A 22,490-nucleotide genomic window follows, 5' to 3' on the forward strand; every position below is an offset into this window, starting at 1 on the left:
CGATGTGCAGCGCTACCTCGCAGCAAAGGAAGGCTCAGTTCGCTGAGCTCAGCCCTCGCGAGATTGCTGATCGTCGGCTCCGATGAGCACGTAAACGGATTTGATGCGGCCGTCCTGCAGATGCACCACGTCGACTCCGGAGATTGCAGCTTCCACCGCGGGGGCGCCCAATTTCCAGGCCAGGCACGCGACGTTGCCAAGACCCAAGCCCCTTCCATCGGCCCTGAAAGAGAAGTCCTCCGGAAAGCTTGCTAGCAGTTCGTCGATACGTTCTGAGATCGCCTTCAGGCCGATGTAGCTTCCTTCCGGATCGAGCATCTCGGCGTTGGCGTGATAAAGCTTCACCAAGGCAGCCGAGCGCCTATCTGGATCACGTTCGTTGAATATTTGCTCAAGATGCGCGCGCAGCAACGCGTCGTAGTCAAAGTCTGCTGGCGCAGGTACGGGTATGGTCTGCATGAAACTTCCGAAGAGCGAATCCATTAAGTGAGGTCTAGGTCACGAGGGTCTGGCGTGGCTATGCGCAAGAAAATCAGCCTTGCGCGGCGGCAGAGGTGGCGAAACTGTCTTCCAGCATCAGGAAGCGCGTGATCTCATCGCCCACGATGGTCAGCACGATCGCGTATGCGGTTTCGATGGTATTGCCGGTCGAAAGGATCCGAGTGGCAAGCTCGCCGAAGATGATGGCGCGTTGTTCGCCGGCCATCACGTCGTGGATGTCCAGGCTCAGGCGTTCGATCATCTGGCTCGATTCGCGCACGAAGTCGGCGACGGCGGCGCGGCCGGTCTTGCGGCCCACCCAGGGCAGCACGCCGCTGTCGCCGGGGATGTGCCAGTCCAGGTCGGCGCTGAACAGCTTTGCGATCTCTTCCGGCGAAGCGCCCGAGCCGAGCCTGGCGAGGAATTGATTGGCGATGTCGAGGTTTTTCTGCACGCTCATGGCGTTGATTCCTTTGGGGACAAGTCGGTATTGCAGCGCCCGGCGGAAGCGCCGCGGGAAAGGTCAGATCTGGGTCACGCCGCCGTCGACGACCAGCTCCGTGCCGGTGATGTAGCTGGCATCGTCCGAGGCCAGGAACGACATCGCCTTGGCCATCTCGTCGGCGCTGGCAGCGCGACCCAACGGCGTCGTGACAGCGACCTGCTCCAGGTATTGGGCGATGTCTTGGTCGCTCATGCCCAGCTCGGATTTGTATGCCGGCGTCACCACCACGCCCGGCGCGATGATGTTGACCCGGATGTCGCGCCCCTTCAGATCCGATGCCCAGGTGCGGACGAAGGAGCGCAGCGCCGCTTTGGTTGCAGCGTAGACGCCGAATGCCGGCGTGCCCTGGCTGGCGGCGATCGAGCCGGTGACGACGATCGCACCGCCCGGCCCCATCAGTGTCAGCGCCTTCTGCACGGTGAACAGCGTGCCTTTGACATTGATGCCGAAGTACTTGTCCACCTGGGCCTCGGTGGTCGCGTCCAGAGGCGCGAACTCGCCGCCCCCGGCATTGGCGAAGAGCAGGTCCAGTCGGCCGCGGGACTGTCCAATGGTGGCAAAGATCCTGTCCAGGTCGGTCGCCACCGCGATATCGCCGCGGATGGCGCTGGCGCCGTGGCCGATCTCGGCGACGGCCGCGTCCAGCTCCGGCCGGCGGCGCCCGGTGATGAAAACGGTGGCTCCTTCCCGGGCCAGCCGCTTGGCCGTGGCCAGGCCGATGCCGGAGCTACCGCCGGTGACCAGGGCGATCTTGCCCGCGTGCTTTGTGGTGTGGACGTTGTCCAGATCGGTGACGTGCATGATGGAACTCCGGTCGGCGGCCTTGCCGCGCTGTGGAGCCCACTCTATTCCTGGAAAAATAGTCGATAAACCGGTAGTTTATGGTTTCTTTATTTCCTTATGGAAATAATCAAACCACGCCAGGAGCGGTCATGGATCATCTGCAAGCCATTCGTGCATTCGCGCGGGTCGTGGAAACCGGCGGATTCAGCCGGGCGGCCGAGTCCCTGCAAATGCCCAACGCGACCTTGAGCAAATCGATCGGCGCGCTGGAAAAGCACCTGGGCGTCAAACTGCTGGAACGCAGTACCCGGCGGGTCAGCGTGACCAATGATGGTGCGGCCTATTACGAACGCGTCCTGCACCTGCTCACCGAATTGGACGATGTCGAGGCCACCCTGGGTCGGGCCCAGGCCAGCCCACGCGGTCGGCTCCGGGTGGATACCGGTGGTTCCACCGCCAGTGGCCTGCTGATTCCAGCGTTGCCGGATTTCTGCGCGCGCTATCCCGATATCCAGCTGCAGCTCGGGGTGACCGACCGCACGGTCGATGTCATCGGCGAGAACATCGACTGCGCTATCCGCAGCACGGCCAACGATGGCGCGCTGATCTCGCGCAGGATCGGCGCACTGGCCTGGACGACCTGCGCCAGCCCGGCCTACCTGCAGCGTCATGGCGTGCCCACAAATCCTCAGCGGCTGGTCGATGGAAATTTCCCAGTAGCCGGCTATTTCTCGGCGCAAAGCGGCGTAATGCCGCCGCTGCATTTCGCCCGCGACGGCACGCCACTGCAGGTTTCACCCGACTGCGCGGTGATGGTCAACGAAAGCAATGCCCATCTGGCGACGGCGCTGGCTGGCATCGGCTTGGTCCATACATTGGATTTCATGGTCCGCCCGGCCATCGCGCGTGGCGAGCTTGTCGCCGTGCTCGAGGACTGGCGGCCAACGCCGCTGGACGTCTACATTGCCTACGCACCAAGCCGGCAGCTCAGCACCAAGGTGCGCGTGTTCGTCGACTGGGTCAGCGCGCTGTATGCGCGTGTCGAACATGGACTGCCCACCTCGGCCTGATGCCGCTTCGGAATCCGAAACACACTGCGCCAAGGCTTTCAGCCTAGCGCTGCATCGGTGCCAATCGACAGTTCTCGCCATCGCGCGATTTCGGCCAGCATGCCGTTGAGTTTGGTCGTGGCGGCCTCGACGGCCATCGCGCCGGCGAGGAACCGCAGCGGCGGATCAGGCTGTCCGGCAAGCTGCACCAGGGCCGCAGCCAGCCTGGCCGGATCACCAGGCTGTTGGCCGCTGCGTCCCTCGAAGCCCTGCCGCAACTGCTGCCTGCGCTGGTCGTAGTCGGCGATGGGATGGCCGCCGAAGCGCAGCGACTCACTGCTCAGGAATTCGGTCCGGAACGGGCCCGGCTCCACGATGGTCACACCGATGCCGAATGGCTGCACTTCCCTGGCCAGACATTCCGAAAAACCCTCCAGCCCGAACTTGCTGGCGCAGTACAGCGATGCCAGTTCGCCGCCGACCAATCCGCCCAGGGAGGACACATTGAAGATGTGGCCGCGCCTGGCTGCGCGCATCAAGGGCAGCACCGCCCAGGTGACGTTGAACGCGCCGAACAGGTTGGTCGCCAGCTGCGCCTGCGCATCGGCCAGTTCCAGTTCCTCGAAGAAGCCCATGTGCCCATAGCCGGCATTGTTCACCAGCACGTCGATGCCGCCGAAGCGAGCCACTGCGGCCTGGGCGGCTTCAGCCGCCTGCGATGCGTCACCGACCTCCAGTTCGACAGCGAGCAGCGATCCTGTCTGAGTGCCCAGTGCCTGCTGGATCGCCTCAACGCGGCGTCCGGTCGCGACCACGCGGTCACCTGCCTCCAGCGCCGCCTTTGCGATTGCCACGCCCATGCCGCGCGTGGTCCCTGTGATCAACCATGTCTTGCCCATCGATATGCTCCTGAAGCCAGCGCCCATCAGAGCATCGCGACGCATTGACGCCGTAGACCGGTGGGCGCAGGTTCTTGCACGATCCACCCAGCCACACCACGCACGCACTTCAGATCACCATCCAGCACGCCATGACCCTGCTGACAGACATTGCCCAACTGATCGCACGCCATGCGCTACCCGACAGCGCGGTCGAACCTTTGGACGGATTGCGTCTGATTCATGCCACCGCGCCTACCGCGCCGAGCCACACGTTGTGCGCACCGACGTTTGCCTTGGTCGCCCAGGGCAGCAAGCGCACGGTGCTGGGTCACCAGATCTTCAACTACGTTGCAGGCGAATATCTTGTGGCCTCGGTTGATCTGCCGATCAGCGGCCACGTGGTGCAGGCCAGCGCGCAGGCGCCCTACCTGGCCATGACGGTCACGCTGGATCCGGCCGCCATCGCATCGCTGCTGCTGGAGGATGCGGACCCGCCCATGGACATGCGCGGGCCAGGCATCGGCGTCAGCGTGGCATCGCAAGATCTGCTGGAGGTGGTGCGAAGGCTGTTGCGCCTGGTGGAGCAACGCCAGGACATCCCGGTGCTGGCTCCGATGTTCAGGCGTGAACTGCTGTGGCGCCTGCTGGCCGGTGAACACGGCGCGATGGTGCGCGAGATTGGACTGGCCGATAGCCGGTTGGCCAGGATCAGCCGCGCCATCGCCTGGATCCGCGACCACTACGCGCAGGGACTGGAGGGCGAAACGCTGGCCGAAGCGGCAGGCATGAGTCCCTCCAGCTTCTATCGCCATTTCCGCAGCATCACCGGGATGAGCCCGCTGCAGTTCCAGAAGCAGATCCGCCTGCAGGACGCCCGCGCGCGCCTGCTTGGCGGCGCCCCGGACGTGGCGTCGGTCGGCTTTGCGGTGGGCTATGACAGCCCGTCGCAGTTCAGTCGCGAATATGCACGCCTGTTCGGCGCACCACCTGGACTGGATGCGAAGCGGCGACGCGAAACCGGCGGCCTCGAACCTGGCTTGCCCTGAGTCCGCACACCAGCAGAACCACTGCAGCGATTGTCCACCGTCGGAAAAACAGAAACCACGGCGAGCCATCCATTCGACGGACCCGGAGTCAATAGACTGCGATCGGTTCCAGGCAGCAGCACGATGCCTGCAACCGCGCGGGCCACGTCACACATCGACAGAGAAGACAGGAGACACACATGCCGAAAGTCGCGGTCGTCACCGGCGCCAGCCGCGGCGCTGGCAAGGGCATTGCCATTGCACTGGGTGAGGCGGGTATGACGGTCTATGTCACCGGCCGCAGCACCGCGAACGACGACACCGCCTTTGGCGGATCGATCGGCGAGACCGCAGCAGCGGTGACCGCGGCCGGCGGCCGTGGCATCCCGATGGCAGTGGACCACGCCGACGACGCCGCGGTCGCCGATTTGTTCGCCAGAGTCGCCCACGAGCAGCAGGGCCTGGACGTGTTGGTCAACAACGCGGCCAAGGTTTCAGCACCGGCGCCGGGCGGTTTCTGGAATGGCCCGCTCTACGCCATTGACCTGGTCACTGTCGGCCTGCGCTCGCATTACGTGGCGAGCTACCACGCAGCCCCGCTGTTGATCGCCCGCGGACGCGGCCTGATTGTCAACACCGGCCATTACGGCGCGGTCTCCTATTACCAGGGGCCTGCGTACGGCGCGCAGAAGGCAGGCGCCGACAAGATGGTGGCCGACATGGCCAAGGAGCTGCGGCCTCACAACGTCGCGGCGGTCTCCATCTGGATGGGCAGCCTGGATACCGAACGTGCCCGGGCCTACCTCGCATCGCTGCCTGCACACAGCCGGCCAACCATGCAGCGCGAATCACCCGAATTCACCGGCAGGGTGATCTCGGCCCTGCATGCCTCCGACGACATGATGGCGTTCTCCGGCCGGGCCCACATCGGCGCTGAAATGGGAGCGCTTTTCAACATCACCGAATCCGACGGAACGCGGCCGCGCTCGCATCGCCTCACTATGGGCGGCCCGCCGGAACTGCATCGGAGCCTGCTGGCATGACCCACTACACCCGGCCCAACTTCCAGCGCTCGGCGCTCATCACCATCGACACCCAATGCGACACATTGGACGGGCAACCGCTGGAGATCGCCGGCACCAGCGCGGCATTGAAGCCGATGGCGGCGCTGGTCCAGGCCTATCGCGACGCAGGCAGGCCGATCGTGCACGTGGTGCGGATCTACCGCGCCGACGGAACCAATGTCGACCTGTGCCGGCGAGAGGCTGTCGAACAGGGCGCAGCGATCCTGGCCGCGGGCTCGCCGGGCTGCGAGATCGCGCCGGCCCTGCTGCCATCGCCGGACACCCGCCTGGATGTCGATGCCCTGCTGCTGGGCCAGGCGCAGGTGATCGGTCCCCATGAAACGATCCTGTACAAGCCACGCTGGGGCGCGTTCTTCCAGACCACGCTGGAGGATCAGCTCCACGAGATGCAGGTGGACACGCTGGTGTTCGCAGGCCGCAATTTCCCCAACTGCCCGCGCACCTCGATCTACCAGGCCAGCGAGCGGGATTTCCGTATCGCCGTGGCCGCCGATGCCCTGTCCGGACTCAAGGAAACGGGCACCGCAGAGCTTCGCGGCATCGGCAACATCAAAGGGGCCAGAGGAAATATCCACTTCAACCGCATATTTCCTCCGGCCCCTTTTTCGACGCTCCACGCGCGCTTGCCGGGCTTCTGCGACGCGGGTTTCTGTTTCGAGATCCTGTTCGAGTTGGATGCGCAGCTCACGCATGGAGCGCGTTATTTCCTCCCAGGCAACATCAAAGGGGCCAGAAGAAATATCCACTTCAACCGCATATTTCCTCCGGCCCCTTTTCCCCCGCCCCTTTTTCCCCTTTTTCCCGCAGACGGTAGCTAGGGATGTCACCATTGGGGTAGTGCATCCAGCACGCACCATCGATCAACCACCGAATTCCAGCGCCCCATGCCCGAACTCCCCGAAGTAGAAACCACCCGGCGTGGCCTGGAGCCGCATCTGCTGGGGCGCCGCATCCATGGCGTGATCCTGCGCCGGCCGGACCTGCGCTGGCCGATCCCGCCGGAAGTGGCGCAGCGGCTGCCGGGGCAGCGCATCGACGGCATCCGCCGTCGCGCCAAGTATCTGCTGCTGGAGACTGAGGCCGGCAGTGCGCTGCTGCACCTGGGCATGTCCGGCAGCCTGCGCGTGCTGCCCGGGGATACGCCGCCGCGGGCGCACGATCACGTGGATATCAGCCTGGAAGACGGACGCGTGCTGCGCTTCAACGATCCGCGCCGGTTCGGCTGCCTGCTGTGGCAGGCGCCGGGCCAGACTCACCCGCTGCTTGGGGAGCTGGGGCCGGAGCCGCTGTCGGACGAATTCGACGGCGATTATCTGTTCCGGCGCAGCCGTGGCCGCAGTGCGCCGGTCAAGACGTTCCTGATGGACCAACGCATCGTGGTCGGAGTCGGGAACATCTATGCCGCCGAAAGCCTGTTCCAGGCAGGCATCAGTCCGCTGCGCGAGGCCGGGGAGGTCTCGCGGGTACGCTATGCGCGCCTGGCCGCGGCGGCCAGGGCGATCCTCGGCTATGCCATCGCCCGCGGCGGCACCACGTTGCGCGACTTCATCAGCCCGGACGGGGCGCCTGGCTATTTCGAGCAGGAACTGGCGGTCTACGGCCGCGAGGGCGAGGCATGCAAACGCTGCGGGCGGGCGCTGCGGCACGCCAGCATCGGCCAGCGCGCCAGCGTCTGGTGCGGGAGCTGCCAGCGCTGACGGACGCCCGCCGGGCAGCGCGGCAAGCTGCTGCTGCAGCCGTCGGCCGGCTGGATCGCCGCTTTTGCCGGCGGCCAGGCCTGGGTGGTCCGCTTCGCGCACCAGCCGCACGCACGCATCCATCCCGTGCAGGGCCAGGTCGAGTTCTACCTGGATGCGCCGGCTTCCGATCCGGGTGGCGGCCTGCTGCAACTGGAAGTGCACGCGCCGTACCGGACCCGTGCGCCGGGCCAGCAGATGCAGGCCGAGGAGCGGTGTGACGTTGCTGGACGATGCCGGTGGCGGCGACCCGGCGCAGCAGCGCCGCTTCCTGTGCCGGCATGCCGCGGCGCTGGCGCTGGATGGCGCCTGCGCCACGCCCTAACGCCGCTTGTCTATGATGGAGCCCCTTTCCGCTTCGATCCGGCCCATGCAACGACGCGATTTCCTCAAGAACGCCGCCGCCGCCTTCGCCGCCATGGGCTTGCCCGCGATGCCGATGCTCGGCCAGGCCGCCCCCGCGGTCGGCCTGCGCCGCCTGGGCAAGCCGCAGCCCTTCGATTACGCCTGGCTCAAGGGCCACGCCCGGGCCATGGCCCAGGCGCCCTACCAGAGCCACAAGCGGGTGCTGCCGGGACCGCTGGAAGCGCTGAACTGGGACCAGTACCAGTCGATCCGCTACCGCCAGGACCATGCGCTGTGGGCGGTCGACAACGGGCCGAAATTCCAGGCCAAGTTCTTCCACCTGGGCCTGTACTTCAAGTCGCCGGTGCACATGTTCGACCTGGTCGACGGGCAGGCGCAGGAACTGGCCTACGACGGCGCCGCGTTCGACTACGGCAGCAGCGGTTTGCAGGGCAAGCACCTGCCCAAGGAGCTGGGTTTCGCCGGCTTCCGGCTCAACACCAAACAGGACACCGACCGCGACTTCGCCGCCTTCCTCGGCGCCAGCTATTTCCGCGCGGTGGGCAAGGAAGGTCAGTACGGCCAGTCCGCGCGCGGGCTGGCGATCGATACCGGCACCGGCGGCCCGGAGGAATTCCCGGACTTCATCGCCTACTGGCTGGAGCAGCCCAAGGCCGGCTCGGACACGGTGGTGGTGTACGCGTTGCTGGACTCGCCGAGCGTGGCCGGCGCCTACCGTTTCGCGATCACCAACGGCGACGTGCTGCTGATGGACATCGACAGCGCGCTGTATCCACGCAAGACCATCGAGCGGCTGGGCCTGGGCCCGTGCACCAGCATGTACCAGGTGGGCGAGAACGACCGCCGCATGGACTGGGACTGGCGCCCGGAAATCCACGATACCGACGGCCTGGCGATGTGGACCGGCGGCGGCGAGTGGATCTGGCGGCCGCTGTGCAATCCGCCGCAGCTGCGCTTCAACATGTTCGTCGATGAGAACCCGCGCGGCTTCGGCCTGCTGCAGCGCGACCGCAACTTCGACCACTACCACGACGACGGCGTGTACTACGACAAGCGCCCGTGCCTGTGGGTGGAACCGAAGCAGGGTTGGGGCAAGGGCTCGGTGCAGCTGGTGGAGATTCCCACCATCGACGAGACCTTCGACAACATCGTCGCGTTCTGGAATCCGCAGGACAAGCCGCAGCCTGGGCAGGAATTGCTGTTCGGCTATCGCCTGTACTGGGGCGCGCAGCCGCCCGCCGCCTCGCCGCTGGCGCAGTGCGTGGCCACGCGCACCGGCCTGGGCGGCGTGGTCGGGCAGAAGCGCAGCCACTTTTCCTGGCGCTTCGTGGTGGACTTCGTCGGCGGCGAGCTGGCCGCGCTGGGCAAGGACAAGGACGCCAAGGTCGAGGCGGTGCTGCAGCTGAGCCGCGGCAGCACCGAGATCGTCTCGGCGCGGCCGCTGCACGAACTCTCCGGCTATCGCGCGATGTTCGACGTGGTGCCGCCGGACGAGAGCACGCAACAGATCGACATCCGCCTGTTCCTGCGCGCCGGCGCCACGCCATTGACCGAAACCTGGCTGTACCAGTGGACGCCGCCGCCGGCGGCCGAGCGCAAGCTGTATTGAGGGCGGCCGAGCGCTGCCGCGTCATGCGGTGTCGCTCGGCTGCAGGGTGTGTCCGTTCGCTCGCCGCACTCGAGTTCGCGTGCGGTTGCCAGCGATGGCCGGGCGCCGCATTCGATCCCGGAGCAATTGTAGGAGGAGGGGTTTCAACCGCGACGCTTTTTGCGGTGCGTTGAAACTGCCGGCGCCGTTCGTCGCGGCTGAAGCCGCTCCCAGCAAGAGGCGCGCGGCCAACGCGCAGGGTGCACGGTGGGAGGGACTTCAGTCGCGACGCTTTTCCGCGGCACTGCGCACAGACCGGCTTCGCGCGTTGCGGCGGACTCAGGGCTTGGCCGGCGCCTGCGGCGTCGGCGCGCTCTCCTGGGTGATGTCCTCGACATCGCCGATATCCACGCGGCCGGGCGTGCGGCCGTCCCAGACCCGGTCCTGCAGCTTCCAGTACGCCGCCGGTTCCCAGAATTCCTTGGCGTAGAACACTTCCGGATCGATGCTGCCGCCGCGTGGACCGTTGATCTGCACGCCGGAGGCGCCGGTGTGGCCGAGCATGCTGCCGGTGCTGCGCGACGCTTCGCGGCGCAGCACCGCTTCCTGGCGCGGCTTGGCCGCCTGGTCGCCGTACTCGGCCAGCATCTGCTTGTCCTGCTTGATCGCGCGCTGGCGCTCTTCGGGGGTCAGCTGGTTCCAGTACTCCATCTTGCGCGTGGTGAACGCGTCGTAGCCGCGCTCGGAGGCCAGCGCCATCCACAGGAAACCCATCGCGCGATCCTGCGCCACGCCCTGGCCTCCCCAATACATTTCGCCCAGCCGCGCCTGCGACGGCTTGTCGGCATAGCGCGCGGCGAGCTGGTAGTTCTTTCTGGCCTCGGCGAACTCGCCCTTCTTGTCGGCGCGGATACCGGCGCGGCGGTAGAACAGGTCCAGATGCGCCTCGAGGAAACCGTCGGTCATCACCTGCGCCGGAATGTCCTCGAACGTGCGCGCATTGTCGGCGGCGGCCGCGTTGCCGGACAGCGCGAGCGCAACCGCAAAGGCCAGGGCGGTGCAGCCGCCGACGGCGTATCCCTTGAACTGATGCATGTAACTCTTCCCATGAGTGCGATCGCTGGCGATTCTAGACGTGCGCTGCGGCGGCGATCCATAGACGGATGGCCTATGCGGCGGCTGCCATGCAGGCGTCGTCAATCGTCGTTCATGATCGGCGCGTCCGCTGCCTGCAGCCGTGCCGAACCGGCGGATGTACCCACCAGGCCATTGCATAGCGCTCATGGCAGCTGTCGCCTGCGCATGCGGCCAAGGCGTAACGCCTCCCTGCCGAGGCCTTTCTTGCGCCTGCGCGACTACGCAGTGGCTACCGCGGCAGCGCGATCTGCAACGGATCGATACGGCCTTCGCCACGCATGATCTTCTTGAACTCGGCGCGGCTCACCGACACGTAGCGTTCGTTGCCGCCGATCTCCACCTGCGGCCCGTCCTGCACCGCGTGGCCGTCGGCGTCCACGCGCACGGTCATCGTCGCCTTGCTGCCGGTGTGGCAGATGGTCTTGATCTCCTGCAGTTCGTCGGCCCAGGCCAGCAGGTACTGGCTGCCTTCGAACAGTTCGCCGCGGAAATCGGTGCGCAGGCCGTAGCACAGCACCGGGATGCGCAGCCGGTCGACCACCTCGCTGAGTTGCCAGACCTGCGCGCGGCTGAGGAACTGCGCCTCGTCCACCAGCACGCAATGCAGCGCACCGTCGCGGGCGATGTCGTCCTGCAGCAGCGCCAGCAGGTCGGTGTCCGCCACGAACGTGTTGCCATCGGCGCGCAGGCCGATGCGCGAGGCGACCACGCCGCTGCCGTCGCGGTGGTCCAGGCGCGGGGTCAGGATCGCGGTGCGCATGCCGCGCTCGCGATAGTTGTGCGCCGACTGCAGCAGCGTGGTGGTCTTGCCGGCGTTCATCGCCGAATAGTAGAAGTACAGTTTCGCCATGCTCCGATTCTAGCGCGGCGGCCAGCCCCGTCGCAGGCCGGATGCGCCAGGGAAAACCCGTTCAGCGCCAGCGCGGTGGCGCGGTCCTCGCCGCCGGCCGGCGCCCGCTACAATGCGCGGCCCAGGGAAGTCTTCATGCACGGTCTCAATCTCCCCCAGCGCGCCGCGGTGCTGCATTGCGAAGGCCCGTTGCTGGTGCTGGCCGGCGCCGGCAGCGGCAAGACCCGCGTGATCGTGGAAAAGATCGCGCACCTGATCGCCACCGGCCGCTACCCGGCCAAGCGCATCGCCGCGATCACCTTCACCAACAAGTCGGCCAAGGAAATGCGCGAGCGCGTGGCCAAGCGCATCCGCGGCGACGCCGCCGATGGCCTGACCATCTGCACCTTCCACGCGCTGGGACTGAAATTCCTGCAGATCGAGCACGCCGCGGTCGGCCTCAAGCGCGGCTTCTCGATCTTCGACGCCGACGATGCCGCCGCGCAGATCAAGGACCTGATGCACGGCGCCAAGCCCGATGCGATCGACGACGCCAAGAATCTGATCTCGCGCGCCAAGAACGCCGGGCTGTCGCCGGAGCAGGCGATGGCCGCGGCACGCAGCAACCGCGAGCAGGAAGCGGCCAGCCTGTACGAGCGCTACCAGGCGCGGCTGAGCACCTTCAACGCGGTGGACTTCGACGATCTGATCCGCCTGCCGGTGCAGGTGCTGGAGGAGAACGAGGACATCGTCATGGCCTGGCGCGAGCGCATCGGCTATCTGCTGGTGGACGAGAGCCAGGACACCAACGACGCGCAGTACCGGCTGCTGAAGATGCTGGCCGGCCCGCGCGGCAACTTCACCTGCGTGGGCGACGACGACCAGAGCATCTACGCCTGGCGCGGCGCCAATCCGGAAAACCTGATGCAGATGGGGCGCGACTATCCGGCGCTGCAGATCGTCAAGCTGGAGCAGAACTACCGCTGTTCCAACCGCGTGCTGCGCGCGGCCAATGCGCTGATCGCGCACAACCCGCACGAGCACCTGAAGACCCTGTGGAGCGACCAGGCCGACGGCGAGCGCATCCGCGTATGGGAATGCCGCGACAGCGAGCACGAGGCGGAGAAGGTCGCCGCGGAGATCGCCTACCTGGGCACCGCCAAGCAGGTGCCGTGGAGCGATTTCTGCATCCTGTTCCGCGGCAACTTCCAGTCGCGGCCGCTGGAAAAGGCCTTGCAGATCGCCGGCGTGCCCTACCACATCACCGGCGGCACCGCGTTCCTGGAACGGCAGGAAGTGAAGGACGTGCTGTCGTGGCTGCGGCTGCTGGTCAATCCCGACGACGATGCCGCGTTCCTGCGCGCGGTGCAGGCGCCCAGGCGCGAGGTCGGCGCGACCTCGCTGGCCAAGCTGGCCGAACTGGCCGCGGCCAAGCATCTGCCGATGTCGCGTGCGGCCGAGTCGATGGGCGCGCTGCAGCAGCTGCCGCCGCGCGCGGCCAACGGCCTGAGCGATTTCGTCGACGTCCTGCACGAGCTGCGCACCGCCTCGTTGACCCTGTCCTCGGCCGACCTGGTGCGCCAGCTCGCCGAGCAGTCCGGGCTGATCCGCGAACTGCGCAGCCAGTGCAAGGACGAAACCACCTTTCAGCGTCGCCGCGGCAACCTGGAAGAACTGGCCAAGTGGTTCGAGGGCGGCCCGCGCGGCGCCAGCGTCGGCGACCTGGCGGCGCAGCTGGCGCTGCTGTCGCGCAACGACAAGGACGATGGCGGCAACCAGGTGCGGATGATGACGATGCACGCGTCCAAGGGCCTGGAGTTCCGCTACGTGTTCATCGTCGGCTGCGAAGACGGCGTGCTGCCGCACGAGGTCAGCCTGGAGGAGGGCAACCTGCAGGAAGAGCGGCGCCTGCTGTACGTGGGCATCACCCGCGCCAAGGAACAGCTGTGGATGAGCTACAGCAAGCTGACCCGCAAGTTCGGCGAGCACATCCGGCTCAAGCCCAGCCGTTTCTTCGCCGAGATTCCGGCCGAGGAAATGCAACGCGACGGCGCCGACCCGGTGGCCGACGCCGAGCGCAAGAAGGAGCGCGCCACTGCCGGGCTGGCGGCGATCCAGGCGTTGTTCGATTGAGGCTGGGATTGGGGATTGGGGATTCGTAACGGCGGTAGTGCGCAGTGCGATGCGTGGCATGCCTGAGTGAAGCGCGTGCTTGCATTTCCCTTCTCCCACCGGGAGAAGGTGCCCCGTAGGGGCGGATGAGGGTACGGGCGCAGCCTCGTGCACCCAACCCCAGCGAGACGCTTCGCGCCGTACCCTCACCCCAACCCCTCTCCCGGGGGAGAGGGGCTCAACCCGCTGCTTGTACATGGCCAACCGAGTGCACTGTAGGAGGAGGGGCTTCAGCCCCGACGCTGTTTTCTCAGCACTGCAGGATTACCGCTTCGCTCGCCGCCACTGAAGCCGCTCCCACAAAAAAGAAGAGGCTGCTTTCGCAGCCCCTATATGCCTCTGTCCGTCTCCCTACTTACGACGACAGATGCTCGATCGCCGCGACGCTGCCGAGGCGGTCGCCCAGGCGCTTGAGCAGGGCCAGGCGGTTGCCGCGCAGCGCCGGGTCCTCGACGTTGACCATCACCCCGTCGAAGAACGCGTCCACCTGCGGCCTAAGCCGCGCCAGGAAGTTCAGCACGGTGACGTAGTCGTGCTGGCGCAGCGCGCCGTCGGTTTCCACGATCGCCGCTTCCACCGCCTCGGCCAGTGCGCTTTCGGCCGGCTCGCGCAGCAGGGTCGGGTCGATCTGCGCCGGAATCGCGCCCTCGGCCTTGCGCAGGATGTTGCGGATGCGCTTGTTGGCCGCGGCCAGCGCTTCGGCCTCCGGCAGCGTGGCGAAGATGCCGATCGCGTCGATGCGGCGATCGAAGTCGTAGAGCGATCCGTGGGTGGCGGTCGCGGCTGAAGCCGCTCCTACAGAAGCTGCGCTTCCTTCAGCCCCGACCGAGAACAAGGCGGCCACCGCGTTGAAATGCGTTGCCGGCACGCCCTTGTCGGCGTAGTAGCCGCGCAGGCGGTCGAGGATGAAGTCGAACAGCTCTTCGATTCCTTGAGTAGGATCACCATCTCGCTTTCGGATCACTTCATCTCGGTACTGGATCGCCGCGTTACGTTCCTTATCAGATTTCGCGCCGGTAACTGCCGCCTCTGCCATTATTGCTGCCGAAGTCAAAGCAAAATGGCGCGAGAGGGAAAGATAATTCCGTAGGTCCACATCAAACCCACTCTCGATCACCGTCCGCGCCAACCCCAGCGCATTGCGCCGCAGCGCGAACGGATCCTTGTTGCCGGTCGGCTTCAGCCCTGCGGCAAACCCGCCGGCCAGGGTGTCCAGGCGCTCGGCAATCGCCAGCACCTTGCCCAGCGGCGACAGCGCGATGTCGTCGCCGGCGAAGCGCGGCTGGTAGGCCTCGTCGATCGCCAGCGCGATCTCGCCCGCCTCGCCGGCGGCCCTGGCGTAGTGGCGCCCGGCGATGCCCTGCAGTTCGGGGAACTCGTTGACCATGCGCGACTGCAGGTCGTTCTTGCTCAGCTCGGCGGCGCGGCGCGCCTGCGCGGCATCCACGCCGACCAGCGGCGCGATCGCCTCGGCCAGCGTGGCCACGCGCTGCACCTTGTCGGCGATGCTGCCGAGCTTGGCCTGGTAGGTCACGCTGGCCAGGCCCGCGCCCATCGCCTCCAGACCCTGCTTGAGGTCCTCGTCGAAAAAGAACTTGGCGTCGGCGAAGCGCGGGCGGATCACCCGCTCGTAGCCCTTGGCCACTTCGGCCACGTCGCGCGAGACGATGTTGGCGATGCCGATGAAATGCTCGGTCAAACGGCCGCCATCGTCCAGCACCGGGAAGAATTTCTGGTTGCTCTCCATCGTCTCGATCAGCGCTTCCTGCGGCACCGCCAGGAACGCCGGTTCGAAATGGCACAGCACCGCCGACGGCCATTCGACCAGGTTCACCACCTGCTCCAGGTTGTCCTCGGCGATGCGCGCACTGCCGCCGGCCTGACGCGCGGCCTGCTCGACCTCGGCGACGATGCGCGCGCGGCGCGCGTCCGGATCCACCAGTACCTGCGCCGCCTGCAGCGCGGTCACGTAGTCGCCCGGCTGCGCCAGCGGCACCGGCGCGTCGTGCAGGAAGCGGTGGCCGCGGCTGATGCGATCGGCCTGCACGCCGAACAGCTGCACCGGCACCACGGCGCTGCCGAACAGCAGCACCAGCCAATGCACCGGCCGCGCGAAACCGTAGTCGTGGTCGCCCCAGCGCATCGGCTTGGGGATCGGCATCGCCGCGATCGCCTCGCGCAGGATCTCCGGCAGCAGCGCGGCGGTCTGCGCGCCCGGGGTCAGCGCGCGGTGCACGAAGCGCTCGCCCTTGGCGTCGCTGCTGCGCTCCAGCGCGGTCCAGTCGATGCCGGCCTTGGCGGCGAAACCGGCCAACGCCTTGGTCGGCTGGCCGTCGCCGTCCAGGGCGATGTTGAGATACGGGCCGAGCACTTCCGAACGCTGCTCCGGCTGCTCCGCGGCCACGCCCGGCAGCAGCACCGCCAGCCGGCGCGGGGTGGACAGCGGCTTGGCGTCGCCGCGCTCGACCGCGATGCCGCGCTTCTCCAGCCCGGCGATCACGCCGTCGAACAAGGCCTGCGCCAGGCCCGGCAGCGCCTTGACCGGCAATTCCTCGGTACCCAGTTCGATCAGGAGGGGACGTAGTGCGCTCATGTGTCAGACCTTGCTAGCGTTTCCCTTCTCCCTGCGGGAGAAGGTGCCCCGAAGGGGCGGATGAGGGTACGGGCGGAGCCATGCGAAGTTCGGGTGTGGTGGGCTGCCCGTGCAGGCGTACCCTCACCCCAACCCCTCTCCCGGGGGGAGAGGGGCTCAATGCCTCAGCGCTTCACGCCGGGGAAGCCCAGCTTCTCGCGTTGCGCGTGGTAGGCCTTGGCCACCGCCTGCGCCAGCGCGCGCACGCGCAGGATGTAGCGCTGGCGTTCGGTCACCGAGATCGCGCGGCGCGCGTCGAGCAGGTTGAAGGCGTGGCTGGCCTTGGTCACCTGCTCGTAGGCCGGCAGCGGCAGGCCGAGCTCGACCAGGCGCTGCGCCTCGCGCTCGCAGGCGTCGAAGCGGTGCAACAGCTCGGCCACGTCGGCGTGCTCGAAGTTGTACGCGCTCTGCTCCACCTCGTTCTGGTGGTAGACATCGCCGTAGGTCACCGGCGCGCCATCCGGGCCGTAGGTCCACATCAGGTCGTAGACGTTGTCGCAGTTCTGCAGATACATGCACAACCGCTCCAGGCCGTAGGTGATCTCGCCCAGCACCGGCTTGCACTCCAGCCCGCCGGCCTGCTGGAAGTAGGTGAACTGGGTGACCTCCATGCCGTTGAGCCACACCTCCCAGCCCAGGCCCCAGGCGCCGAGCGTGGGTGATTCCCAGTTGTCCTCGACGAAGCGCAGGTCGTGCACCAGCGGGTCGATGCCCAGCGCCTGCAACGAGTCCAGGTATAGCTGCTGGATGTTGTCCGGGTTCGGCTTCATCGCCACCTGATACTGGTAGTAGCGCTGCAGGCGGTTCGGGTTCTCGCCGTAGCGGCCGTCGGTGGGACGGCGGCACGGCTGCACGTAGGCCGCGTTCCACGGCTCGGGTCCGAGCGCGCGCAGGAACGTGGCCGGGTGGAAGGTGCCGGCGCCCACTTCCAGGTCCAGCGGTTGGATCAGCACGCAGCCGTGCTGCGCCCAGAACTGGTTGAGGGTCTGGATCAGACCCTGGAACGTGATCGGAACGGACCGGGAGACGGGCATCTAGCAAGGGGCCGGTAGAGGGGTGCGCTAGTATAGCGACCGACTTGCGGGGGACTTCCGCGCACCGGACCTGACCATGGATTCGCGACCTGCCGCGCAGCCGCCCGCCGTGCCTGTACCCGCCACGGTGTCGCTGCCGCCCGGGCGCCTGAATGTCGAGCGCGTGGCCGCCGCGCTGCTCGCCGACGGCCTGGTCGCGCCGGCCGAGCGCGGCCGCATGCAGTTCTCGGCGCAGTCCGCGCGCACCGTCAGCGACGTGCATCCGCTGGTGCTGCTGTCCAACCTGAAACTGGCCGCGACCCGCCCGCCGGGCAGCGGGCTGGGCCTGGAACGGCTGACCGAATGGCTGGCGCAGCGCTGCGGCCTGCGCTACCTGCGCATCGATCCGACCCGGGTCGACGTGGCCGCGGTCACCGCCTTGGTCTCGCACGCCTACGCGCGCCGCCACCGCATCCTGCCGCTGGCGCTGGACGGCGAACGCCTGCTGGTGGCGACCAGCGAGCCGCTGGCGCTGGACTGGCTGGCCGACGTGCAGCACCTGGCGCGGCGCCGGATCGAGATCGCGGTGGTCAACCCGCTGGACCTGCATCGCTACACGATGGAGTTCTTCGGCGTGACCCGCTCGGTGCGCGGCGCCAAGGATGGGCGCAACGAGCAGAGCAGCGGCCTGCCCAGCTTCGAGCAGCTGGTGGAACTGGGCCGCGGCGGCGACGTCAACGCCGACGACCACCACATCGTGCACATCGTCGACTGGCTGCTGCAGTACGCCTACGAGCAGCGCGCCAGCGACATCCATCTGGAGCCGCGGCGCGAAGCCGGGCGCATGCGCTTCCGCATCGACGGCGTGCTGCACAAGGTGCTGGAAGTGCCGCCGGCGGTGATGACCGCCATCGTCAGCCGGATCAAGGTGCTCGGGCGCATGGACCTGGCCGAGCGCCGGCGCCCGCAGGACGGGCGCATCAAGACCCGCTCGCCGGGCGGGCGCGAGACCGAGATGCGCCTGTCGACCATGCCCACCGCGTTCGGCGAGAAGTGCGTGATGCGCATCTTCGACCCGGACGCGGCGTTCAAGAGCGTGGACCAGCTCGGCTTCAGCGCGCAGGAAGCGGCCGGCTGGGCGGCGCTGGTCGAACGCCCGCACGGCATCGTGCTGGTCACCGGCCCCACCGGCTCGGGCAAGACCACCACGCTGTATTCCACGCTCAAGCGCCTGGCCACGCCGGACGTGAACGTGTGCAGCGTCGAGGACCCGATCGAGATGATCGCGCCGGAGTTCAACCAGATGCAGGTGCAGACCAACATCGACCTGGACTTCGCCAGCGGCGTGCGCACCCTGCTGCGGCAGGACCCGGACATCATCATGATCGGCGAGATCCGCGACCTGGAGACCGCGCAGATGGCGGTGCAGGCCTCGCTGACCGGGCACCTGGTACTGTCCACCCTGCACACCAACGACGCGCCCTCGGCGATCACCCGCCTGCTCGACCTGGGGGTGCCGCACTACCTGGTCGCCTCCACCCTCAACGGCGTGCTGGCGCAGCGCCTGGTGCGCACGCTGTGCAGCCACTGCAAGCGCCCGCACACGCTCAGCGACATCGAATGGGACGCGCTGCGCGAGCCCGGCGAAGCGCTGCCGGACGCGGTGCAGGTCCACGCCCCGGTCGGCTGCCTGGAATGCCGCCGCACCGGCTACCTGGGCCGGGTCGGCCTGTACGAACTGCTGCCGGTGACGCCACGCCTGCGTACGCTGATCCGCGCCGACATGGACCTGGCCGGCTTCAGCCGCGCCGCGCAGGCCGAGGGCGTGCGCAGCCTGCGCCGCGCCGGCCTGGAAAAAGTCGCCGCCGGCCTGACCACCATCGAGGAAGTGCTGTCGGTGCTGCCGCCGCGCGAGTGAGCCTGCGGCCGCCGCCGGGGCCGGTGCGGCGCCTGCCGGGCGACTGTCGTGCAGCTGAATTGCCGCACCCGTCAGCGGCGCAGTGCGCCGCCGCCTTGGAAAAAGCCGTGAAGGTCTGTCTACAATCGGGTGACCCCCATCCGAGTTGCCGCCCGCCGATGACGCCTGCGCCCTTCCTGATCCTCGAAACCGGCGAGCCGGTGGCGACGATGCGGCGCTACGGGCGCTTTCCGCACTGGATCCGCGTCGCCGCCGGCCTGGCCGCGCGCGACACGGTGGTCGCCAATGTCGCCGGCGCCGCCGCATTGCCCGCGCGCGACGGCTTCGCCGGGATCATCGTTACCGGCTCGGCCGCCTTCGTCACCGACCGCGCCGACTGGAGCGAGCGTTCGGCCGACTGGCTGCGCGAGGCCGCCCACGAAGGAATTCCGCTGCTGGGCATCTGCTACGGCCACCAGTTGCTGGCGCATGCGCTGGGCGGGGAAGTCGCCTACAACCCGGCCGGGCGCGAATCGGGCACCGTGCACATCGACCTGCATCCGCCGGCGTTCGACGATCCGCTGTTCGCCGGCCTGCCCGAGCGCTTCCCGGCCCACGCCACGCACCTGCAGACGGTGCTGCGCGCGCCGGACGGCGCCACCGTGCTGGCGCGCTCGGCGCAGGACCAGTGCCATGCCTTCCGCTGGGGCGAGGCGGCCTGGGGCGTGCAGTTCCACCCGGAATTCGCCACCCACCACATGCGCGGCTACGTGCATGCCCGCGCCGAGTGTCTACGCAGCGCCGGCCGCTGTGCCCGGACCATCGCCCGCGAGGTCAGCGCCGCGCCGCTGGCGCGCAAGCTGCTGCGGCGCTTCGTTCAGCACGCGCGCGGTCAGCAAACCGCCGGCGGCCAGGCAAAATCGCGATAATCTGTACACGCGCCGCGCTGTACGGCGTCCCCCACTTCGGATTGGCAATGATCGAGATTCGCAAGCTGCCGGCCTCGGCCGGCGCGGAATGGCTGTTGAGCGGGATTGCGCTGCTGCGCCGGGCGCCGCTGGCGTTGGGCCTGCTGGGCGTGATCTGGGGCCTGGCGGCGCTGCTGGCGCTGCTGCTGGGCGCGCTGAATCCAACCCTGGGCATGCTCGCGCAACTGCTGCTGGGCCTGGCCGGGCCGTTGCTGTTCGGCGGGCTGGTGTGGGCGGTGCGCGAAGTGGATCAGGGCCGCAGCGCGCAGCCGGCGCACCTGCTGCAGGGCCTGCACGACGGCCGCGCGCCGCGCCTGCTGGTGGCGCTGCTGCCGCAGGTGCTGGTCGGCCTGGCGCTGGGCGCGCTGGCGCTGGTGGTGGTCGGCCAGAGCGGCTGGGAGCAGCTGGGCACGGTGATGAACCAGCTCAACGAGCTCGGCCAGTCCAGCGCCCAGCCGGATCCGGCGCAGGTCGAGCAGCTGGTGGCCACGCTGCCGGCCATGCGCATCCTGCTGTGGCTGCTGCTGGTGTTCGTGGGCTTCGTGGCGGTGACCCTGACCCTGTTCGTGCTTGCCCCGCAGGTGATGTTCGACGGCCGCGGCGGCCTGGCGGCGATGCGCAACAGCCTGCGCGCCTGCCTGCACAACCTGCCGGCGATGCTGGTGTTCTTCGTGCTCGCCTTCATCGCGATGTTCGCGCTGTATTTCGCGCTGGTGCTGGTGATCCTGCTGCTGCAGGCGCTGGCCGGGCCGACCATCGCCGCCCTAGTCGCGCAATTGCTGCTGATGGCGCTGGCGCTGCCGGCGCTGGCCGGCGCGGTGTACGCGGCGTGGAAGCAGATGTTCGTGCACCGCGGCGATGCCGCGTCGGCGGTGCCGCCGCCTTCGAATGTGTTTGCAGCTTGAGAGCTGGGAATCGGGAACGGGGAATCGGGAATCGGGAATCGGTAACAGCAACAGCAGGCGGCCCTTCGGGGCCGCTTCTTTTTTGCGTGATGTGCGGGCGAGATCCGCTGGTTGCTGCGGCACTAAGCGGTGCCCGCTGGTGCGGGGAGCCTTCAGCCCCGACGCACTACGCCGTTCCCATTCCCTATTCCCGAGCCTCGATTCCCGGCTTCTTGGTTACCGCACTGGCCGCAATGATGCCGATCTCGTACAGCAGGCACATCGGGAGTGCCAGCATCAGCTGCGAGACCACGTCCGGCGGGGTCAGCACCGCGGCCAGCACGAAGATGCCGACCACCGCGTAGCCACGGCCTTCGCGCAGCTGCTGCGGGGTGACCCAGCCGAGCAGGGCCAGGATCACCAGCGCCACCGGCAGTTCGAAGCTGGCGCCGAAGGCGAAGAAGATCGCCAGCACGAAGTCCAGGTAGGAGCCTGCGTCGGGGGTGAGCTGGATGATGTCCGGCTTGAACGTGGTCAGGAAATGGAACACCGCCGGCAGCACCAGGAAGTAGGCGAACGCGCAGCCCACGTAGAACAGCAGCACCGCCGAGGCCAGCAACGGCAGCGCCAGGCGCTTCTCGCGCTGGTATAGGCCCGGCGCGACGAACGCCCAGGCCTGGTACAGCAGCCACGGCACGGCGATGAACACGCCGAGGAAGAAGGTCAGCTTGATCGGCGCCAACACCGCGCCGGCAGGATGGGTGGCGATCACGCTCTGGCCCAGCGGCAGCTGCGCGAGCATCGGCGCGGCCAGCCAGGTGTAGATGCGCTTGGAGAACGGCAACAACGCCACGACCACCACGGCCAGGCCGATCAGTGCGCGCATCAGCCGCGCGCGCAATTCGACCAGATGCTCGATCAGGCTGCTTTCGGCTTCCGGATTCATCGCGGCGCCTCAGGGTCGCCGCTGGGCGGTGCGGCGCCAGGCGCCGGCGCGGCGGCGGGTGCGTGCGGGTGCGGCATCGCCGCCGCCGCCGTGGTGGGCGCGGTGGATGGCCCCGCGGCGGCGGGGACGCTGGACGGCGGCCGCGGTTCGGGCGCTGGCGTCGCCGGTTCGGCGGGCGCCGGCGCGGCGTCGGCGAGCGGTTCCGGTCCGCTCGGGTCGATCTCGCGGCGCAGCGCGTCGGTCTCGCGCTGCAGCTGCTGGCCGCTGTCGCGCAACTGCGATTCGGCCTGGCGCAGCGAGGCCTGCACGTCCTGCAGGCTGCGCTTGAGTTCCTCGGCCTCCAGTTCGCGTTCCAGTTCCTGCTTCACCGAGTCCCACTGCGCGCGCGCGCGGCGCACCCACAGTCCGGCGAAGCGCGCGGCCTTGGGCAGGCGTTCCGGGCCGAGCACCACCAGCGCCACCACGGCGATCAGCAGCAGTTCGCTGAATCCGATATCGAACACGCCGGCGGCTT

Annotated in this window: 19 protein-coding genes and 2 pseudogenes; 11 read left to right on the plus strand and 10 right to left on the minus strand. The window is 67.9% G+C overall.

Annotated elements, in window-relative coordinates:
• Window positions 1–48: 48 nt before the first annotated feature.
• The 3 genes from FZ025_RS09165 to FZ025_RS09175 form a co-directional block, all read right to left on the minus strand.
• A complete protein-coding gene (locus FZ025_RS09165) occupies window positions 49–483 on the minus strand; it encodes a nuclear transport factor 2 family protein (protein WP_104558361.1) in 435 nt (144 codons plus the stop codon).
• 49 nt (window positions 484–532) lie between these two features.
• Complete coding sequence (locus FZ025_RS09170) at window positions 533–940, minus strand: nuclear transport factor 2 family protein (protein ID WP_104558360.1); 408 nt, start codon at window positions 938–940, stop codon at window positions 533–535.
• 63 nt (window positions 941–1,003) lie between these two features.
• Window positions 1,004–1,786 (minus strand): SDR family NAD(P)-dependent oxidoreductase, encoded by a 783-nt coding sequence (locus FZ025_RS09175; protein ID WP_104558359.1) that lies wholly within the window; start codon window positions 1,784–1,786, stop codon window positions 1,004–1,006.
• Window positions 1,787–1,917: 131 nt separating this feature from the next.
• On the opposite strand from FZ025_RS09175, the gene FZ025_RS09180 reads away from it, so the two are divergent.
• Window positions 1,918–2,838, plus strand: a complete 921-nt coding sequence (locus tag FZ025_RS09180; protein ID WP_104558358.1) for a LysR family transcriptional regulator — start codon at window positions 1,918–1,920, stop codon at window positions 2,836–2,838.
• A 38-nt stretch (window positions 2,839–2,876) separates the two neighbouring features.
• On the opposite strand, the gene FZ025_RS09185 is transcribed toward FZ025_RS09180, so the two are convergent.
• Window positions 2,877–3,716, minus strand: coding sequence for an SDR family NAD(P)-dependent oxidoreductase (locus tag FZ025_RS09185; protein WP_104558357.1), 840 nt, complete (start codon window positions 3,714–3,716; stop codon window positions 2,877–2,879).
• Window positions 3,717–3,847: 131 nt separating this feature from the next.
• On the opposite strand from FZ025_RS09185, the gene FZ025_RS09190 reads away from it, so the two are divergent.
• The 6 genes and pseudogenes from FZ025_RS09190 to FZ025_RS09215 all read left to right on the plus strand — a co-directional run bounded on the left by FZ025_RS09190 (window position 3,848) and on the right by FZ025_RS09215 (window position 9,519).
• Window positions 3,848–4,744: an AraC family transcriptional regulator gene (locus FZ025_RS09190; RefSeq protein ID WP_104558389.1), complete on the plus strand. Its 897-nt coding sequence runs from the start codon at window positions 3,848–3,850 to the stop codon at window positions 4,742–4,744.
• A gap of 179 nt (window positions 4,745–4,923) precedes the next feature.
• Window positions 4,924–5,766 (plus strand): SDR family NAD(P)-dependent oxidoreductase, encoded by an 843-nt coding sequence (locus FZ025_RS09195; protein ID WP_104558356.1) that lies wholly within the window; start codon window positions 4,924–4,926, stop codon window positions 5,764–5,766.
• A 116-nt stretch (window positions 5,767–5,882) separates the two neighbouring features.
• Window positions 5,883–6,269 (plus strand): annotated as a pseudogene (locus tag FZ025_RS22885) (cysteine hydrolase family protein); the annotation flags it as partial.
• A 423-nt stretch (window positions 6,270–6,692) separates the two neighbouring features.
• Entirely contained in the window at window positions 6,693–7,505 is an 813-nt protein-coding gene (mutM, locus tag FZ025_RS09205) for a bifunctional DNA-formamidopyrimidine glycosylase/DNA-(apurinic or apyrimidinic site) lyase (RefSeq protein WP_046981460.1), read from the plus strand.
• A 15-nt stretch (window positions 7,506–7,520) separates the two neighbouring features.
• Window positions 7,521–7,869 (plus strand): annotated as a pseudogene (locus tag FZ025_RS09210) (DUF4380 domain-containing protein); the annotation flags it as partial.
• Between the two features lie 45 nt (window positions 7,870–7,914).
• Window positions 7,915–9,519, plus strand: a complete 1,605-nt coding sequence (locus FZ025_RS09215) for an OpgD/OpgG family glucan biosynthesis protein (protein ID WP_046981461.1) — start codon at window positions 7,915–7,917, stop codon at window positions 9,517–9,519.
• A gap of 318 nt (window positions 9,520–9,837) precedes the next feature.
• Here the strand turns inward: FZ025_RS09215 and FZ025_RS09220 are convergent, their stop codons facing one another.
• Together FZ025_RS09220 and FZ025_RS09225 are read right to left on the minus strand one after the other, a co-directional pair.
• Window positions 9,838–10,593: a Sel1 repeat protein gene (locus FZ025_RS09220; protein ID WP_046981462.1), complete on the minus strand. Its 756-nt coding sequence runs from the start codon at window positions 10,591–10,593 to the stop codon at window positions 9,838–9,840.
• A 271-nt stretch (window positions 10,594–10,864) separates the two neighbouring features.
• Window positions 10,865–11,485 carry a thymidine kinase gene (locus FZ025_RS09225; RefSeq protein WP_046981463.1) on the minus strand — a complete coding sequence of 207 codons (621 nt, stop codon included), beginning with the start codon at window positions 11,483–11,485 and terminating at the stop codon, window positions 10,865–10,867.
• A gap of 135 nt (window positions 11,486–11,620) precedes the next feature.
• On the opposite strand from FZ025_RS09225, the gene FZ025_RS09230 reads away from it, so the two are divergent.
• A complete protein-coding gene (locus tag FZ025_RS09230; RefSeq protein WP_046981464.1) occupies window positions 11,621–13,597 on the plus strand; it encodes a UvrD-helicase domain-containing protein in 1,977 nt (658 codons plus the stop codon).
• A 394-nt stretch (window positions 13,598–13,991) separates the two neighbouring features.
• Here the strand turns inward: FZ025_RS09230 and glyS are convergent, their stop codons facing one another.
• Together glyS and glyQ are read right to left on the minus strand one after the other, a co-directional pair.
• On the minus strand, window positions 13,992–16,229 hold the full coding sequence (gene glyS, locus FZ025_RS09235) for a glycine--tRNA ligase subunit beta (protein WP_104558355.1): 2,238 nt from the start codon (window positions 16,227–16,229) through the stop codon (window positions 13,992–13,994).
• 164 nt (window positions 16,230–16,393) lie between these two features.
• Window positions 16,394–17,302 (minus strand): glycine--tRNA ligase subunit alpha, encoded by a 909-nt coding sequence (glyQ, locus tag FZ025_RS09240; protein WP_104558354.1) that lies wholly within the window; start codon window positions 17,300–17,302, stop codon window positions 16,394–16,396.
• Between the two features lie 76 nt (window positions 17,303–17,378).
• Between glyQ and FZ025_RS09245 the strand changes: the two genes are divergently transcribed.
• The 3 genes from FZ025_RS09245 (at window position 17,379) to FZ025_RS09255 (ending at window position 21,051) form a co-directional block, all read left to right on the plus strand.
• The gene (locus tag FZ025_RS09245) at window positions 17,379–19,199 is read left to right on the plus strand and encodes a GspE/PulE family protein (RefSeq protein ID WP_104558353.1); all 1,821 of its coding nucleotides are present in this window, start codon (window positions 17,379–17,381) and stop codon (window positions 19,197–19,199) included.
• Window positions 19,200–19,357: 158 nt separating this feature from the next.
• Window positions 19,358–20,107, plus strand: a complete 750-nt coding sequence (locus FZ025_RS09250) for a glutamine amidotransferase (protein WP_046978727.1) — start codon at window positions 19,358–19,360, stop codon at window positions 20,105–20,107.
• Window positions 20,108–20,154: 47 nt separating this feature from the next.
• The gene (locus tag FZ025_RS09255) at window positions 20,155–21,051 is read left to right on the plus strand and encodes a BPSS1780 family membrane protein (protein WP_046978726.1); all 897 of its coding nucleotides are present in this window, start codon (window positions 20,155–20,157) and stop codon (window positions 21,049–21,051) included.
• A 184-nt stretch (window positions 21,052–21,235) separates the two neighbouring features.
• Here the strand turns inward: FZ025_RS09255 and tatC are convergent, their stop codons facing one another.
• Together tatC and tatB are read right to left on the minus strand one after the other, a co-directional pair.
• Window positions 21,236–21,976 (minus strand): twin-arginine translocase subunit TatC, encoded by a 741-nt coding sequence (tatC, locus tag FZ025_RS09260; protein ID WP_046978725.1) that lies wholly within the window; start codon window positions 21,974–21,976, stop codon window positions 21,236–21,238.
• On the minus strand, window positions 21,973–22,479 hold the full coding sequence (gene tatB / locus FZ025_RS09265) for a Sec-independent protein translocase protein TatB (protein WP_046978724.1): 507 nt from the start codon (window positions 22,477–22,479) through the stop codon (window positions 21,973–21,975). The genes tatC and tatB overlap by 4 nt, the downstream gene beginning before the upstream one ends.
• Window positions 22,480–22,490: the final 11 nt, after the last annotated feature.

The organism is Xanthomonas hyacinthi (assembly GCF_009769165.1).
In the GTDB taxonomy this organism is placed as follows: Bacteria; Pseudomonadota; Gammaproteobacteria; order Xanthomonadales; family Xanthomonadaceae; genus Xanthomonas_A; species Xanthomonas_A hyacinthi.

Coding starts and splice junctions, on each gene's coding strand:
- FZ025_RS09225 (WP_046981463.1), bottom strand. CDS start 11,485: ATGGCGAAACTGTACTTCTACTATTCGGCGATGAACGCCGGCAAGACC.
- FZ025_RS09255 (WP_046978726.1), top strand. CDS start 20,155: ATGATCGAGATTCGCAAGCTGCCGGCCTCGGCCGGCGCGGAATGGCTG.
- tatC (WP_046978725.1), bottom strand. CDS start 21,976: ATGAATCCGGAAGCCGAAAGCAGCCTGATCGAGCATCTGGTCGAATTG.
- FZ025_RS09170 (WP_104558360.1), bottom strand. CDS start 940: ATGAGCGTGCAGAAAAACCTCGACATCGCCAATCAATTCCTCGCCAGG.
- FZ025_RS09195 (WP_104558356.1), top strand. CDS start 4,924: ATGCCGAAAGTCGCGGTCGTCACCGGCGCCAGCCGCGGCGCTGGCAAG.
- glyS (WP_104558355.1), bottom strand. CDS start 16,229: ATGAGCGCACTACGTCCCCTCCTGATCGAACTGGGTACCGAGGAATTG.
- FZ025_RS09190 (WP_104558389.1), top strand. CDS start 3,848: ATGACCCTGCTGACAGACATTGCCCAACTGATCGCACGCCATGCGCTA.
- mutM (WP_046981460.1), top strand. CDS start 6,693: ATGCCCGAACTCCCCGAAGTAGAAACCACCCGGCGTGGCCTGGAGCCG.
- FZ025_RS09220 (WP_046981462.1), bottom strand. CDS start 10,593: ATGCATCAGTTCAAGGGATACGCCGTCGGCGGCTGCACCGCCCTGGCC.
- FZ025_RS09185 (WP_104558357.1), bottom strand. CDS start 3,716: ATGGGCAAGACATGGTTGATCACAGGGACCACGCGCGGCATGGGCGTG.
- FZ025_RS09215 (WP_046981461.1), top strand. CDS start 7,915: ATGCAACGACGCGATTTCCTCAAGAACGCCGCCGCCGCCTTCGCCGCC.
- FZ025_RS09230 (WP_046981464.1), top strand. CDS start 11,621: ATGCACGGTCTCAATCTCCCCCAGCGCGCCGCGGTGCTGCATTGCGAA.
- FZ025_RS09175 (WP_104558359.1), bottom strand. CDS start 1,786: ATGCACGTCACCGATCTGGACAACGTCCACACCACAAAGCACGCGGGC.
- FZ025_RS09165 (WP_104558361.1), bottom strand. CDS start 483: ATGGATTCGCTCTTCGGAAGTTTCATGCAGACCATACCCGTACCTGCG.
- glyQ (WP_104558354.1), bottom strand. CDS start 17,302: ATGCCCGTCTCCCGGTCCGTTCCGATCACGTTCCAGGGTCTGATCCAG.
- FZ025_RS09245 (WP_104558353.1), top strand. CDS start 17,379: ATGGATTCGCGACCTGCCGCGCAGCCGCCCGCCGTGCCTGTACCCGCC.
- FZ025_RS09180 (WP_104558358.1), top strand. CDS start 1,918: ATGGATCATCTGCAAGCCATTCGTGCATTCGCGCGGGTCGTGGAAACC.
- FZ025_RS09250 (WP_046978727.1), top strand. CDS start 19,358: ATGACGCCTGCGCCCTTCCTGATCCTCGAAACCGGCGAGCCGGTGGCG.